The sequence below is a fragment of the Ureaplasma miroungigenitalium genome (assembly GCF_025780085.1).
In the GTDB taxonomy this organism is placed as follows: Bacteria; Bacillota_I; Bacilli_A; order Mycoplasmatales; family Mycoplasmoidaceae; genus Ureaplasma; species Ureaplasma miroungigenitalium.
In genome coordinates this window covers 1-16620 of record NZ_JAOXHL010000002.1, presented here as the reverse complement: position 1 = coordinate 16620, position 16620 = coordinate 1, and the positions used below count along the sequence as shown (strand labels likewise).

Sequence of the window (16620 nt, the reverse complement as noted above, 5' to 3'; positions counted from 1 at the left end):
TAGGTATTAAAATTACTTAAATAATATGGTTTTCAACATATTATTTGAAAACAAAACATTTACTAAAATGATAGTAAATTGCACGTGCCATGCGACAAATCATTCAGCGTTGCGTGTTTTGTTGAACTAACATAATTCCTTTAAAATTCTCTTTTCTATAATAATGTTAGTATATCACAATAATTAGGAATTGTGAAACTTTTTTAAAAAAGTCAATTAATTATTAGATTTTAATCAGTATTCAAGATAACTTTTTTCTAGAGTTTGTAAACGATGTTTATATGTATTAGCGATTTTCATAAAATGTTTTTTAACGTTATTAATCGTCAGATTTTCCACATCTTTATTTTGGGCGATTTGGTTTTGAATAAACAAGGCTCGATCATTTGGGTCACGGATATATTGACTTTGTTGATCTAAATCATGATTTTTTTGAATTGTTTGTGTTTGAATCTCTTGAATGGATTGAGCTAATTCGTCATCTAAATTACTAATTAATAAACTTGTATAACTTTTGTATAATTCTAAAAAACTTTTTAGTGTAGTTGTATTAACTACTGGTTTATGATCTAAATTCAAACCTATATAAATGATTAGTTCTTTATTCAGTTTGAGTTTTTCTAAAAGTAATAAATCACTTCCTGTGTATTGGTTTTGTTGGCGTTTTGCTTCTAGAATATCAATTTGTTTACTTAACTCTTGTAGATCATTTTTTTGTTGGATAACTTTTTGTAAATGATAACCGTGTGCGACGATAAACTGGTTAATCATATTTTCGTATGCAATTACATCCTTAGTTGAAATGTGCTTAGCTCATGCTTCATCAAAGGGCGTGGGGAAGGTTGTATCGGGTGCTAATCAAGCGTGCGAATATGGATATTTTTTCAAAAAAGCCTGTGCATCTTGGTTAGCTTGGCAACTAGCTGCAAGATAACTAATGGCTGATATGCCCACTAAGCTAGCAGTACTGATTGCTAATATTCGTCAAATTTTAAGAGAACGTTGAGCCATTATTTATTAAAAACGATGCCTTTTAAATTAGTCATTGAGGTTAAAGCGTCTTTTACACCCTGCACGCCAAACCCAGAATTTTTAACACCTAAAAATGGCAAGATATCAGGGCCACGTGATGAAGCTTTATTAATATTAATAGTTCCTGCTTCAATGCGCATCGCTAGAGTTTGGGCTAAGACTTCATCCTGAGTGAAAATACTTGCTTGTAAACCAAATTCTGATGCATTAATCATTTCAATGGCATCATCATAATCCTTATATACAAGAATTGGCAGAATTGGTCCGAAGGGTTCTTCGTGTGCTACTCGCATCATTGCGTTGACGTGATCAATTAAAACGGGGTGTAAAAGATTGTTAGCTATTTCATATTTAACAGGAGTTAGGATAGTTGCTTGATGTTCGATGGCATCATCAATTAAATCTAAATTATATTGTAGTGAACCAGCACTGATTAATGGTCCGACAACAGGGTTTTCATGAGGCAAGCCGACAGTGATTTGCTTTAGTTGTTCTAACATTTTAATTACTAATTGATCGTGGTTTTTTTGAGAAACCAAGACACGCTTAATAGCTGTACATCTTTGCCCTGAATAAGAGAAAGCGCCTTTAATAATTTCTCGACTAGCTAAATCAAGATCAGCATCATCTAAAACAAAGGCAGGGTCTTTACCACCTAATTCTAAAATTAAATGAACATTTTGTGTGTGCTTAGCTAATAAATGACCAACTTTAGCGGAACCAGTAAAATTCATCACACGAACATATGGGTTAGAAGCTAATAAAATACCATTCTGACGAGCATTGGTCATTAGTGAGTTAATAACCCCTTTTGGATAATTAACTTTATGAGCTAATTCAGCAATTTTTAAACCGATTAATGATCCTTGGGTCGCTGGTTTAAAAACAACAGTATTACCTGTGATCAAAGCCGGTGCTAATTTAGTCATTAGTAAATTTAAAGGGTAATTAAATGGAGAGATAGCTAAGACAACACCATATGGTACACGGTGAAATACAGCATTTTTATTTGGAGTTTTTAAGTCCTTGGGACTAAAAGTTAAAGGGTTATTGACCATTTCTTGATAAACAGCAATGGTTTCATGCATGTATTCAACGGTTCGTAATACTTCTTGTAAGCTATCTTTTGGTGATTTGGCAATTTCAAGCACTAATAAATCAGCTAATTCAGTTTGGTGCTTGCTAATTTCATCAGCAAAAGCTTGTAGTAAATCAATTCGGTATTGCAGCGATGTTTTACTATAAGTTAAAAAAGCTTGATGTGCTTGATAAAAAACTTCATTGATCGCATCTGGTTCATTAATTTGGGGCACTTGGGCAATGATGGCGTTTGTTGTGGGATTAATAACAGGTACAAAATCGTTGGTAGTGATTAATTGACCATTAATTAAAAGTTTTGGTTGCAGCATAATTTCTCCTTTGCGTGATTATAAAATATGCACGCCTTTTTTCTTTCATAATTCTATATATTCATCAGTTCAAGCAGAAACCTGAACTTCGCCAATGTGGCGTTTTTGCAAAATAAACATGCATAAACGTGATTGACCAATACCACCACCAATACAATATGGTAGTTCGTTAGTTAACAATAAACGCTCATATTCATTTGCAAAGGTTGTTAAATCTTGTTTGTTGGTTTGTAAACAATAGGTTTGAGCATCGACACGAATACCCATTGATGATAACTCTAACGCCTCATCATTAATCGCATGATAAACAACTAAATCACCATTTAATGTTCAATCATCATATGAAGGACTGCGCATTGAATGAATTTGCTGTGATTTTAAAGGGTAACCAATTTGGGTAATAAAAACAGCTTTGTGTTCTTTAACAATCAAATACTCACGTTCTTGTGGGGTTTTTGTGGGGTATAAATCTTCTAAAGCTTGGGCGCTAATAAAAAATAGTTTGGGTGGTAATTGTGGTGGCAATTGATAAGTAGTACACACATCATGTTCGATTTGGCGCAACATATCATAAAGTCGATTAACAATTGTATATAAAAAATCTAAATGACGATCAGTTGGTTTTATTCGCATTTCTCAATCCCATTGATCAACATAAATACTGTGCAAATGATCAACATCATCGTGCGCTCTGATGGCGTTCATATCAGTGTATAAACCCTCATAAATATCAAATTCATAAGCTTTGAGAGCATAACGCTTTCATTTAGCTAATGAATGAACAATTTGTAAATCTAAATCAATATTTTTAGCTTTAAAACTAATCGGTTTTTGCACACCATCTAACTCATCATTAAACCCTGAAGATGTTTTCACAAATAAAGGGGCCGTAACCCGTAACATCTTTCAATCCTCTTGAAAGTATTTTTGGAAACGGTTTTTTAAGAACATAATTTGTTCTTGAACTAACTTAATAGCTTTTCTTGTTTGACTACTCATAAACACCTCTCATAAAAAAAGATAAATTAGCCTTGCAGCTAATTTATACGTGAACGTTTATTGGCTTTTTTAAAATTGATTAGATAAACAATCGCGCTATAAACGCTAAAGAAAACAGCAATGAAGTTTAACAGATTCATTACGTAAACAAATCAGTGTTGACTATTTGATATGTGACCTAAAGTAAAGAACACAAGAGTAAAACCAGCAATTAATAAAAACGTTTTTATTTTGCCAAAAATGCTGGCATGAATAATAAAGTTTTTTGATGCAGCGTAAATCCTTACAGCATCTAATAAGATATCACGTAATAGGTTAATAACTAATAAGTAAACTAAAAGACTATGATTAATAGCTAAGAGGACCCCAACACCATTAATAAGAATTTTATCAGCGATAGGATCAATAATTTTACCTAAATTAGTGACAGTATGGAATTTACGTGCTAAATAACCATCTAATCAATCGGTACTAGAAGCGAAAACAAAAATAATGGCTGCAGCGATTTGGTATCCACTAACATAACTCATAAATTCGTTTTTAATGTTAATAACATAACCTGCTTCATCAGGTTTATAGATGTTGATTAAAAGTAAAATAATAGCTATTAAAGCTAAAAAGATACGAGTGAAAGTGATGGCGTTTGGTAAGTGACGGTGTACTCGTGATTTAAAAGTTGATTTGTCCATGGCTACGTGGGAAAGGAATTGTATCTTTAATGTTATCAACCCCAGTTACATACATTACTAAACGTTCAAACCCGATTCCAAAGCCTGAAGACATATAATAACCATATCGACGTAAATCTAAATATCATTGTAAGTTGGGTACATCTAATTTTAATTCATGACAACGTTGTAATAATTTATCATAGTCTGCTTCCCGTTGAGATCCACCGACTAATTCTCCAATGGCTGGAATTAGTAAATCAGTCGCAGCTACTGTTTTTTCATCATCATTTAACTTCATATAGAAAGCTTTGATTTCTTTAGGGTAATTTTGTAAGAAAACAGGACCATAAACATATTTTTCACATAAGTAACGTTCGTGTTCACTATTTAAATCCATCCCAAAGAAGATGTCTTTATTTTCAAAAACATATCCATCATTTTGTGCTTTTTGTAAAATGTCAATGGCTGTTTTATAGTCCAGACGAATAAAATCACTTTGCACAACATTCCGTAGACGTTTGATTAAATCCGGATCGTTTTTGTCTGCTAAGAAACTTAGCTCTTTATGATTACGTTCAAGTACTTGTTGAATACAGTATTTAACTAATTGTTCAATTAAGACTTGCATTTGACTTAAATCAGCAAAAGCCATTTCTGGTTCGACCATTCAGAACTCTGCTAAATGACGATTAGTATGTGATTTTTCAGCTCTGAATGTTGGACCAAAAGTATATACATTGGTTAAAGCTTGAGCATAAGCTTCAGCTTGCAATTGACCAGTAACTGTTAAAAAAGTGGGTTTACCAAAGAATTCTTCATTATCATTTGTTTTTAGTACAAATGTTTCTCCAGCACCCTCAGCATCATTGCCCGTAAATAATGGTGCAGCAACTCAGTTAAAATCGTTTTGGTTCATGAATTGGTGGATACTAAAAGCTAATGTTGAACGAATTTTCATAATGGCATGAAAAGTATTAGTACGAATCCGTAAATGGGCATTTGTTCGTAATGTTTCTAAACTTAAATCATTATTATTCATTAAGAAATCTTCATCACTTTGTTTTAGTAAAATAATTTCCTGAGCATCTAATTCAAAGCTTTGTTGTTTCGAAGGTGTTAATTTTAATTCTCCAACAACTTGGACTGCAGCTCACATACGAGCATCTTTAATTTCGTCAAAATTAGCTAAGTTGTTAGCTTTATAAACAACTTGGATATTTGAAAAATCAGAACCGTCATTAATGACTAAGAAACCTAGTTTTTTAGAAACACGGTTTGAACGCACTCAACCGGTTACAGTGATTTTTTGATCAGCAAAAACCGACGGATTTTCATGAATAGATTTAATTTTTGTTATCATAATTTCTTCCTCATCTTTCTATAAAAGTAAAAGCAAAAGAACCCTTTTGCTTTACTTAAGTTAATTGCTTTGAATCTGTTTACTAAGCAGCTGTTTTACTTTCTGCTGCCTTTTTTTCTTGGGCTTTTTGTAAACGGGCTAAACGACGTTCTTCACGACGTTTTTCTTTTCGACGTAGTTCTTCTTCGTATTTTTCATTAGCTTCAACTTCGTCTTTTCTTGTTTCTCTTAATAATTCAAGCATTCGTAATCCAGCTTCTGACATACCATTATTTTTCAACTTACGGTATTTAACAGTTTTTTGACTAGGACCTTTTGCTTTCGTTTTGGGAGTTGTTGGTTCAACAGGGGTTGTTTCTTTGTTTTCTGTTTTAGAAGTAATTGTTTCTTTAGGAACTTCGACCACTTTTTCCACAATTTTTTCAACTTCTTTAATAACAATTTTTTCAACTTCTACCGGACGGTCAACATAAACAATTTTTTCAACTTCTTTAATGATCGGTTCGGCTTGTTGAATAACTACTTGTTTACTATCATTTGTACATGTTTGAATATCTAAATCGATATTTAGAGTTTGGTGTTCTGCTGTAATAATGTTTGTTTCACAATTTTCAAAACGACCATCATGATTAGCAAGCGCATCATTTGCTTTTGCTTCTTGCAATAAATGTTCTTGGTGTTCAAGAATACTTAAATCTTTTTCACAACCACAATATTCAACTTTTAATAAACGATTACGAATGGAATTAGTTTCGTTATACAAATTTCGTAAATCGCTGGGACTTTTTATTTTAGATTCATTTTTAGTATTCATTAGTATCAACCTTTTTTGCGATATTTTATAATAGTTTAATTATATATGAAAGTAAGTAAAAATATGGTTTTTTAGTAAAATAATTAAATCTAAAAAAATTATGATTTACTTAAATGTTAATAATTTTCGTCAAAATTAGTAACGAGATAAAAAAATTCATTCAAAGAAGAAATAAAAACACTTAAGATATCTAATAGATTTCAAAATATATAGTTAAGGGTTTCTGTTTTTGCCTCCCTTAATATATAATTAAATTATTTACATCATTACAATTACAGAAAGGCTTATATGTATAACATTAAATTTCAAGATTTAGTAAAGAAAAAAGTAGCTCCAACCCAAGGATGATTATTTTCTGATCAACACCCTATTATTCGTACCGTTCTTGATCCCATGAAAGGTTATGAATTTAATAAGGAAGATATTTATAAACTTAAACAAATGGTTCATTATATTGACCAATGTTATTTAAATAAAGCTAAAAAATATAACATTCGAGCAGGGATTGCTATTGCTGCTAACCAAGTTGGATGAAATAAACGTGTAGTTTATATTCATTTTGATGATGACATTCAAGAAAATCACTATTTACTGATTAATCCGGAAATTATTAGTGTTTCAGAAAACAAAGCCTTTTTAAGTGCTGGTGAAGGCTGTTTATCAGTTCACAAAGACCGGGAAGGATTTGTGATTCGCCATGAATGAATCGAAGTCAAAGCTTATGATTTAATTCGTGAAGAAATGATTCACGAAAAATTTAGTGGCTTTCTGGGGATTTGCATGCAACATGAACTAGACCACATTAATGCTGGACTATACTATGATCGAATTAATAGTTCAAATAAATTTTATAAGGAACCCCAATGAGTACAAATTGGGCGAAGTAAATAATTATGTCTAATAAACCGATTTACGATGACCAAAGTGTTCAAGTATTAGAAGGACTCGAAGGTGTACGTATGCGTCCTGGTATGTATATCGGGGACACAAACATTAATGGTTTGCATCATTTAGCATGAGAAATTATTGATAATGGGATTGATGAAATTAGTAATGGTTTTGGAAAAAACCTATTAGTAACATTACACCATGATTTTTCTTTAAGTGTTTTTGATGATGGGCGTGGAATTCCTACTGGTATTAACCAGAAGACTCGACGTTCAACTATTGAAACAATTTTTACTTATTTACATGCAGGTGCTAAATTCGACGAAGACACTTATAAAAACGCTGGTGGTTTACACGGGGTAGGAGCTGCTGTAGTCAATGCTCTTTCATCTTTTTTAATATGTCAAGTACATAAAGATAACCAAATTTATGAGGCACAATTTGTCGATGGTGGAAAAACTAAACAATCATTAAAAGTTGTCGGTGAAACGAATCAAAAAGGGACGAATATTCACTTCATGCCCGACAAAAAGATTTTTAAAAACCTGAATTTTAATCCTCAAACAATTAAAAATCGTTTGCAACAAAAGGCTTATTTAATTAAAGGTTTAAAGATTACTTTTATCAATGAAATTAATAAGGAAAAAATCCATTTTTATTACCCTAATAATGTTATTGATTATGTTAATGATCTAAGTGCTAAAACTAAAAACTTAGGTGAAACAATTTATTTTAACCACGAAAAAAACAATATTATTGTCGACTTAGGTTTTAGTTTTAACCAATCTTCGCAATATATTTTAAACTCGTTTGCAAACGCGATTAATACAGTGGATGGCGGGGTGCATGCGACTAGTTTTAAAAATACCTTAGTCAACATTTTAAACGAATATGCAAAAAATAAAAAAATTCTAAAAGCTGCAGATAAAGGTTTTAGTGAAGATGAACTTTTAGAGGGGTTAATTGCTGTTATTAGTGTCTGAGTTCCTGAATCATTAATCGCTTTTGAAGGACAAACAAAAAATAAACTATCGACACCTGAAGTTATTAGTGTTGTGCAAGAAGTTTTAATGAATAATTTTGTTTTTTGGTTAAATTCGCACGCTGATTATGCACTGCAAATTTTACAAAACGCGCAAAATATTAAAGAGGCAAAATTAGCGGCCAAAAAAGCTCGTGATATTAAGAAAACACAAAAAAGTATTAGTAAAGAAATTGGCATGGGGGGTAAATTAACACCAGCTCAATCCAAGAACCCTGAATTAAACGAACTTTTTATTGTCGAAGGGGATTCAGCTGGTGGTTCAGCTAAATTAGGACGTAATAAAAAACATCAAGCTATTTTACCTTTACGTGGAAAAGTCATTAACGTTTTAAAATCAAATATTACAAATGTTATTAAAAACGAGGAAATCGCTTCTATTTTTAGAGCTTTAGGGACGGGGATTGATAAGGATTTTGATATTAAAAAACTGAAATATCATAAAGTTATTATTATGACCGATGCCGATGTGGATGGTTCGCATATTCAAGTCTTGCTTTTAACGCTGTTTTATAAATATTTAAAACCTTTAATTGAAAAAGGACATATTTATATTGCTCAACCGCCACTGTATAAATTTGTTAATAAAAACAATAAAGAAGTTCATTATGCTTATGATGATAAAGATTTAAAAGCATTAAAACAAACATGTAAAAACTATGAGATTCAACGTTATAAAGGGCTTGGGGAAATGAATGCTGACCAGTTATATAACACGACAATGAATCCGAATAACCGGGTGATGTGACAAGTCGGTATTGAAGATTATTTAGCTGTGCACCAACAAATAAATATTTTAATGGGTGAAGACACCGAAATTAGAAAACAATGAATTGATGAAAATATTGATTTTAGTAACGATGAAGACATCATTACAGCAGAGGAGAATTAGGGTATGGCTAATAACATTATTGCGCAAAACCTTTCTTTAGTCGTATCAGAAAGTTATAAAAAATACGCCAAGTACATTATTCAAGATCGAGCTTTACCTGATTTACGTGATGGTTTAAAACCAGTGCAACGACGAATTTTGTATGCCATGTATGATTTAAATATTACATCAACTCAGGCCTATAAAAAATCAGCGCGGACTGTGGGGGAAGTAATTGGTAAATACCACCCTCATGGTGACTCTTCGATTTATGAAGCAATGGTCCGCATGAGTCAAGATTGAAAAAATAACCTTTGCTTATTAGATATGCACGGGAATAAAGGGTCAATCGATGGAGATAATGCAGCTGCTATGCGGTATACTGAAACTCGGTTAGCCAAAGTAGCTGATTTAATGCTTGAACACCTTGACAAAAAAACAGTTAATTTTGCTTATAACTTCGATGATTCAGAACAAGAACCAGTTATTTTACCAACATTGTTCCCTAACTTATTAATCAATGGTGCAACCGGGATTGCGAGTGGTTATACAACAAATATTCCACCTCACAACCCAAATGAAGTGTTTGATTGTTTGATTTACAAAATCAAACATCCACAAGCCTCTGAAACTCAATTGTTAAAAATTCTCCCAGCACCCGATTTCCCAACTGGTGGTTTAATTTATCAACTAGATGAATGTAAAAAAGCGTTAAGTACTGGTATCGGTAAATTTATTGTACGTGCTCGGATTGAACAAAAAACCGATTTAAATAAAATTAATCAATTGATTATTACACAAATTCCTTATGAAACAAATAAGGCTGAAATTATTAAAAGTATTGACCAAATGATTTATGATCAACAAGTTTATGGTATCTTAGAAATTCGCGATGAATCTGATGCACATGGAATTTGCATCGTTATTGATGTTAAAAAAGATGTTGATTTAAATAACTTGATCTCATATTTATTTAAAAAAACAAATTTACAAATTACCTACCACACGAAAATGGTGGCGATTTATAATAGAGCACCGATTGTCTTTAATCTGGATTTATATTGTCAAGCATTTATCGAACACTCTTTAGAAATCTTGACTAAGGTCGACCAGTTTAATTTAAATAAAATTAATAAACGTATGGAAATCGTTTTAGGTCTCATTAAAGCTTTAGATGTAATTGATGAAATCATTAAAATTATTCGAGCATCAAAAAATAAAACTGACGCGGCTATTAATTTAATTAAACGTTTTGCTTTTAGTGAAAACCAAGCAGAAGCCATTGTGATGATGCGTTTATACCGTTTAACACAAACAGATTTATTATCATTGCAAGAAGAATATAATAACTTATTAGCTCAACAAACGCTATTAATGAATCGTTTAGAAAATCCACAGATTATGAACGATTATCTTGTCAGCTTATATCAAGAATACAAAAAAACCTTTGGCTATAAACGCAAATCAAGTTTGATGGTCGAAGACTGCAACATTAAGATTGATGAAATGCAAATGCTTGAAGAAACTGATTTACATGTGACAATCTCCGCTAATGGGTATATTAAAGCTATTAGTTCAAAATCATTTCAAACGAATAATTATGTCGATGTAGGATTAAAAGAAAATGATAATTTAATTGCTCATTTATATTTATCAAACTACGCTCATTTAGTCTTCATTACTTCGGCGGGTCGTTTAATCTATTTACCTGTTAATAAGATTAATAATTTTAAATGAAAAGATGTTGGGATGCATTTAAATGATTTTTGTACCTGAAATTTACACGAGAAGATTATCGCTGTTTTTGTGTATGAACAAATGATTTTTACTGACCAATGACTATTAATTACGAAAAATAATAAAGGTAAACTTTTAAGTCTCGAAGAATTTAATAACTTCGAAAAAAATAAAATTAAAGACACTAAAGTTATTAAATTACAAGATGATGATGAATTAATCGCAGCCCAAATCGTGCATGATGAAGCATCACAAGTACTTTGCTTATCAAGTCAAGCCAAGGCCTTAGTTTTTGATGTTAAGGAAATTAACCAAGCAAATAAAAACGCTATCGGTATGAAAGTAATGGGTTTAAGTGATGATGATTATTTAATTGCTGCGCATTTAATTACGTCCCAAACACCATATTTATGAATGTTTAATGATGAATGAAATAAAATGATTAAAGTGAAGGATTTAAGCCCTTCAAAACGTGGTTTAAAAGGTCTTAATTTAAATCCTACAAAAAAACAAATTGTTTTAACTAACGCCGTTTTATTTAATGAGTCAATGATCTTTAATTTAAAGATGAACAACGAAGAATTAGTATGTACAAAATTACAATATGTACATAAAGAAATCGATAATCGTTTTGTAAAAAACGATTATGGAATTAAGAGTATTTACACTAATACTTATATCAACCAAGAAGAAAAATAAAAGGAGCCAATTATGAATAAAAACCAATTATATGAATGAAATCTAGAAGATTTATTACAAAACCATACTTTAGAAGAGGTTTATGAGCAAGTCATTGATTTAAAAAACCAAATGCTAAATCATTATCCTAATTTTTTAAAATCAAAAGAGGATTTTAAAAAATGAATTAACTTAGAGGATGAACAAGAAAAACAAACTAACCGATTATACAATTATGTACACAATCATTTAAATACAAATGTGGCTGATGCTTATTTTAACGAATGAAACCAAAAAGTCAGCAATCTTTTATTTGACTGACATAACGCTCTAGCTGATTTTAATGAAATTGTGCTAGATAACGAACAATTAATTCGTTCATACTTGCAAGGTGAATTAAGCGCTTATACACCTCGTTACGAACAAATTTGACGTTATAAAAACCACACATTAGATAAAAAAAGTACCCAACTTTTTAATTTAATGGATCGAATGACAACAGGGTTTGATGATATTTATAGTACTTTTACAAATAACGATATGGTTTTCGAACCGATTTTTGATAAAAACAACCAAAAATACGAAATTAATAGTGAAGCTGACTGCTTTAAATATTTAAAATCAGAAGACGAATGTTTACGTAAACAAGCGTATTTCAGCTTGCATAATGCTTATGTTAAAAATAAAGCTAGCTTGACAAAAATGCTGTATTTCAATTACTTAGCATACAATCAACGAGCGAAAGCTAAAAATTATAAGGACTATATTCACCAAGCTACTTTCGAAGATGAAGTTGATCCACAATTGATTACTTTCATTTATAATCAAGTTAAGACCTATAAACCAAGTATTGTCGCTTATGAACAAGCCCGTGACACATACTTACAACACTTATTAAAAAAACTACAAGTAGATGTCTGAGATAAACGAATGACACTTTATGACAAACGGGTAGAGTATTCAGTAGAAGATGCGAAAAAAATGACTCTAGAATCTTTACAAGTTTTAGGTGATGATTATATTCAAGCTGTTCAAAGAGCTTTTGATGAACAATGAGTTTCTTGATTACCGAATAAAGGAAAACGTTCAGGTGCTTATTCAATCGGTGGCATTAGAGGTGTTGATAAATACTACATCCTAATGAACTTTGATTATTCTATCGAAAGTGTGCAAACCATTGTGCACGAATTAGGACACTCAATGCACTCTATGTACGCTAATTTAAACCAACCAATTTTTAGCGAATACAAGATTTTTTATGCGGAAATCGCTTCAGTAATTAACGAAGTGTTATTAAACTACTACTTATTACAAAAATACAAAGATGATAAGAAGATGCGTTTATTGATTTTAGATGAAATGATTTCTGGTTTCATTGGGACGACAACTCGGCAAATTGTTTTCTCTAATTTCGAATGAATTGCAAACGAAAAAATTAATAACAATGAAGCCTTTACTGAAGACATGATCTTAAAAACATACGCCCAATTAAATCATGAGTATGCTGGTAAAGAAATGTATGATGAAAAAGATGTGCTTTATAATCTAGTTAACGTGACTCCTTTACGGATCCCACACTTCTATGCTGGTAATTTCTATGTTTATAAATATGCTATTGGTCAAATTTGCGCCTTATTAGCAGGAGATCGAATTTATAAAGATCATAAAAACGTTGACTACTTATTCGCCTTCTTGAAGAGCGGTGGTTCAAAATCACCTTTAGAAACTATCAAATTATTAAATGTTGATCTATTAGATTCAAAAACATGATCAGAAGGAATTAGCATTGTTAACGAATGAATTGATGAATACCAAACATTAATTAAAGAGTTAACTAAATAGTTATAGATGCTTGATTTTGAAAAACAATATTGAACTGATCATCCCATTATTTTAGGTGTGGACGAAGTTGGTCGTGGATGTTGTGCTGGACCATTAGTTGTTTGCGCGGTTATTTTGCCACAAAATTATACGCATCCACAAATTGTTGATTCAAAACGTCTCACCCCCAAGCAACGTGCTGAACTATTTACAATTATTCAACGTGATGCCCTTTTTTATCATTATGAATTCATCAGCGCTCAAGAAGTCGATGCTCTAAATCCGAAAAAAGCTAGTCAAATAGGGATGCAACGTTGTGTCATCGCTCTTGCGCAAAAAATCAAAATTGATTTAGTCTTAACCGACTTCGAACCGATTCAAACAAATATCCCCCAGATTAATTTGATTCATGGTGATAATCTAAGTATTTCAATTGCAGCTGCATCTATTATGGCCAAAGTAATTCGTGATAATTACATGATTGATCTACATACCACATATCCTGCTTATGGTTTCGACCAACACAAAGGCTATGTGACCCAAAAACACATTCAAGCCATAAAAGAGCACGGTGTTATCTCTGATGTACACCGGATGTCATATAAAAATGTGCAAGCCTGTTTAGTCAAACAACCTATGAGCAAATAAAAAAAGATGACGATGCGTCATCTTTTTGTTTGTCTTAAAATAGTTATTTATTTGTTAAATTATGCCCGCGTTGATTGTAATTGCGCTTCAATGTCTTCAAGTGATTGTTTGATTACTCTTAAATTAGCGTTTTCATCTGCTATTAATTGTTCAATGTAATTTAATTTGACTAATAGCTCAGCACCTTGTTGTGTTGTAGGATCATAATATAATCCAAAGACCAAGAAAGCTAATTTTAAGCGTTTATTTAAATTGTAGACATCATCGTTGAATTGGTAGTCATTGGGTTTGTTAATCTTGATGGTTTGTGCATTATTTATATGTAAAATAATTTCATCATTAGTAAATGAGTAAGTTAAATCTTCTGCTTCATTGCTTATTAATGTGTTTAATACATTAACACTATAATCATCTAAATTAATATCATAAATTTGGGTTTGTTGATTTTTAGTTCCAATAACATAAAGGTGGTTTTTATAACCAGCCATAAGATTAGCAAATTTAACATCAGCTATTGTTTTTGTAAATTGATCATTGAATGTTTGGTTAACTAAAGCATTCAGTGTTTCGTTTTTATTTGCAGCTTTAAAACTAGCTAAAATGTGATCTTTTATTAAATAAAATTTATGATTGTAGTAATGGTAGTTGGATTCTGTTTGCGGATCAATTTGTTTGACAAATGAGTGGGCACTAGTTTGCTCATCTATCATATTGGATTGATTAATGTCTGATAAATATTTCTGAGAATCTAAACCATTAATCAATGGATCTCATGTAATATGTCTTTGGTTTTTGAACATCTCGCTCATTTGCGCGATTAATTGAGCATTACCTTGGTATACAATTGGATAATCAACATCAATTGGACGTTGGTCTAAATGGGTTGGATCAGTTATAAATCATTGATTATCTTGGTTTTTAAAGGCAAAGAAAGTATGTTGCTCGCCTGTAATGATGCGAAAGTCTAGATTGGCCATAGAATATAAAAGAGCGGCTTGTTCAACATATTCTTTACAAACACCAGCATGACGAAGATAAGCGTCGTTTAAACCATTGGAATTGTTCATGTAATTTAACTGGTCGGTTACGTATCGTGTTAAGACAAATACTTTTTCATAAACACTCATGTGTTCTTCAAGTAAATCTAAAGCATTTTTTACATATGTTATCATAGCTTGTTTAGCTTGATCATTTAATTGATTATTAGTAGCTGAAAAACTCATTAAATTATCATTGACATCTTTAAACATCACAGTGGCTGTTGAACCGATTGATAAGTAAGGGTATTTATAATACTGGTGTGCAATTAAATTTGTATAATCATCATAAAAGGCTTGTATATTAATTGCTTTTTCATTTGTGTCATACTTTTCTGTAAAGAAATGTTGTTTTTTAAGTGAAGTGATGGCTCTTAATAATTCCGTGTGTGCTTCTTGGGGTGTTGGTTTAGTTTCAAATGTTATTGTGGGAGCACTTTCACGTGCCTCTTGTTCATCAAATTGTTTTTCGATACGGTCGAAAATACTAACTAATTGGTGAAAACTATCTGACTGATAATTTTCTTTAGTTATAACCTTTAAATCATCAATCAATGCTTGCATATCATCTAATCAACTACCTTGATTTTGATTTTCTCCATCCATCATATTATTTTTGCTAAAAAAGACAAAATATGGCATTTGTAATTTCTTCGCATTAAATTGGCGCATTTTGTTTTTAATTTCCAGGAATTTATTTTGAGTACTTTTTAAGACTTGATCTTCATTACTGGTTAAATCCTCATTGTGGGGCGTTTCGGTTTGATCGTTTGTATGGGTATTCGTATCATTGTTTTTAGGATTAGTGTTGTCTGTTGAATCTACATGCTCTTCTTGCTTTGCAGACGAATTAGAGTCGGTTTGATGATCATCTATAGGCTTTGTTTGATCAGTTGATGGTGAATCGTGTTGTGTATCATCTGTCTGTGTTGAATCAATTTCATTTGGTTGAGGGTTTGTATTAGACTGATCAATTGGCGATTCTTTTGGTTGTTCAGTTGGTTTTTCATTAGTCGTATTAGTTGCTTTGCAAGCAGCTACTAACACTGTTGCACCAATTAAAATGGGGGCTAATCAAAATTTAATTAATCGTTTTTTCATCTTTATTCTCCTAGATATAAAATTTACACTTGATATATTTTAATAAAAAAACGAAAAAATGCAACTATATTAACCACTTTGTCGTTATTAAAACTCATAAATCGAACGAAAAGACACTAAAAAGTCACAAATAATTCTTTAGTAAATTTAATATATTAAAATATTATTTAGAGTATAAATATAGGGAGTAGATATGTTAAAAGAGTTGAAACAACAATACATTGAAAAAATCAATAGTATTTTAGATACGGTTTTTAACCGTGAACAGAAAAAATTAGCGATTAAGATTATTAATCAAATAGAGAATGAAAGTGAACTATTAGACGTTTTTAAATTTGTAACCCAACGTGTTAATGTCGGTTTTGTTTTTGATGTAGCACCAAGCATTGATTCGCAAGCTGTGAGTGTTCTAGAATATGATGCTAAAAGATCATTTACTAACACAATAGACAATGAGAATACCTTAATCATTGGTGAGAACTATGATGCTTTAAAGAACTTAGTTCTCATAG

Annotated in this window: 12 protein-coding genes and 1 pseudogene; 6 read left to right on the top strand and 7 right to left on the bottom strand. The window is 31.4% G+C overall.

The features are described 5' to 3' along the window. Positions 1–216 precede the first annotated feature (216 nt). The 6 genes from OF376_RS01955 to OF376_RS01930 all read right to left on the bottom strand — a co-directional run bounded on the left by OF376_RS01955 (position 217) and on the right by OF376_RS01930 (position 6285). The gene (locus OF376_RS01955) at positions 217–1011 is read right to left on the bottom strand and encodes a hypothetical protein (RefSeq protein WP_263821844.1); all 795 of its coding nucleotides are present in this window, start codon (positions 1009–1011) and stop codon (positions 217–219) included. Next, a complete protein-coding gene (locus OF376_RS01950; RefSeq protein ID WP_263821843.1) occupies positions 1011–2441 on the bottom strand; it encodes an aldehyde dehydrogenase family protein in 1431 nt (476 codons plus the stop codon). Before OF376_RS01950 ends, OF376_RS01955 begins: the two co-directional genes overlap by 1 nt. An 18-nt stretch (positions 2442–2459) precedes the next feature. Next, positions 2460–3440 carry an aspartate--ammonia ligase gene (locus tag OF376_RS01945; protein ID WP_263821842.1) on the bottom strand — a complete coding sequence of 327 codons (981 nt, stop codon included), beginning with the start codon at positions 3438–3440 and terminating at the stop codon, positions 2460–2462. 38 nt (positions 3441–3478) lie between these two features. After that, positions 3479–4129 carry a CDP-diacylglycerol--glycerol-3-phosphate 3-phosphatidyltransferase gene (gene pgsA, locus OF376_RS01940; protein WP_263821841.1) on the bottom strand — a complete coding sequence of 217 codons (651 nt, stop codon included), beginning with the start codon at positions 4127–4129 and terminating at the stop codon, positions 3479–3481. After that, a complete protein-coding gene (gene asnS, locus OF376_RS01935) occupies positions 4110–5471 on the bottom strand; it encodes an asparagine--tRNA ligase (RefSeq protein ID WP_263821840.1) in 1362 nt (453 codons plus the stop codon). Before asnS ends, pgsA begins: the two co-directional genes overlap by 20 nt. A gap of 82 nt (positions 5472–5553) precedes the next feature. Further along, a complete protein-coding gene (locus OF376_RS01930) occupies positions 5554–6285 on the bottom strand; it encodes a hypothetical protein (protein WP_263821839.1) in 732 nt (243 codons plus the stop codon). A gap of 288 nt (positions 6286–6573) precedes the next feature. Here OF376_RS01930 and def point away from each other — a divergent pair, with 288 nt between their 5' ends. From def to OF376_RS01905, 5 genes are read left to right on the top strand one after another with little or no spacing between them, the layout of a single operon-like run. Beyond that, on the top strand, positions 6574–7176 hold the full coding sequence (gene def, locus OF376_RS01925; RefSeq protein WP_263821838.1) for a peptide deformylase: 603 nt from the start codon (positions 6574–6576) through the stop codon (positions 7174–7176). Between the two features lie 2 nt (positions 7177–7178). Then, complete coding sequence (locus OF376_RS01920) at positions 7179–9107, top strand: DNA gyrase/topoisomerase IV subunit B (RefSeq protein WP_263821837.1); 1929 nt, start codon at positions 7179–7181, stop codon at positions 9105–9107. Between the two features lie 3 nt (positions 9108–9110). Beyond that, positions 9111–11522, top strand: coding sequence for a DNA topoisomerase IV subunit A (parC, locus tag OF376_RS01915; RefSeq protein WP_263821836.1), 2412 nt, complete (start codon positions 9111–9113; stop codon positions 11520–11522). Between the two features lie 12 nt (positions 11523–11534). Next, complete coding sequence (pepF, locus tag OF376_RS01910; RefSeq protein ID WP_263821835.1) at positions 11535–13343, top strand: oligoendopeptidase F; 1809 nt, start codon at positions 11535–11537, stop codon at positions 13341–13343. 6 nt (positions 13344–13349) lie between these two features. Next, positions 13350–13970, top strand: a complete 621-nt coding sequence (locus OF376_RS01905; RefSeq protein ID WP_263821834.1) for a ribonuclease HII — start codon at positions 13350–13352, stop codon at positions 13968–13970. Between the two features lie 59 nt (positions 13971–14029). Here OF376_RS01905 and OF376_RS01900 read toward each other — a convergent pair whose 3' ends face one another. Continuing rightward, positions 14030–16108: a hypothetical protein gene (locus OF376_RS01900; RefSeq protein WP_263821833.1), complete on the bottom strand. Its 2079-nt coding sequence runs from the start codon at positions 16106–16108 to the stop codon at positions 14030–14032. A gap of 193 nt (positions 16109–16301) precedes the next feature. Here OF376_RS01900 and OF376_RS01895 point away from each other — a divergent pair. After that, positions 16302–16620: pseudogene (locus OF376_RS01895) on the top strand (hypothetical protein); the annotation flags it as partial.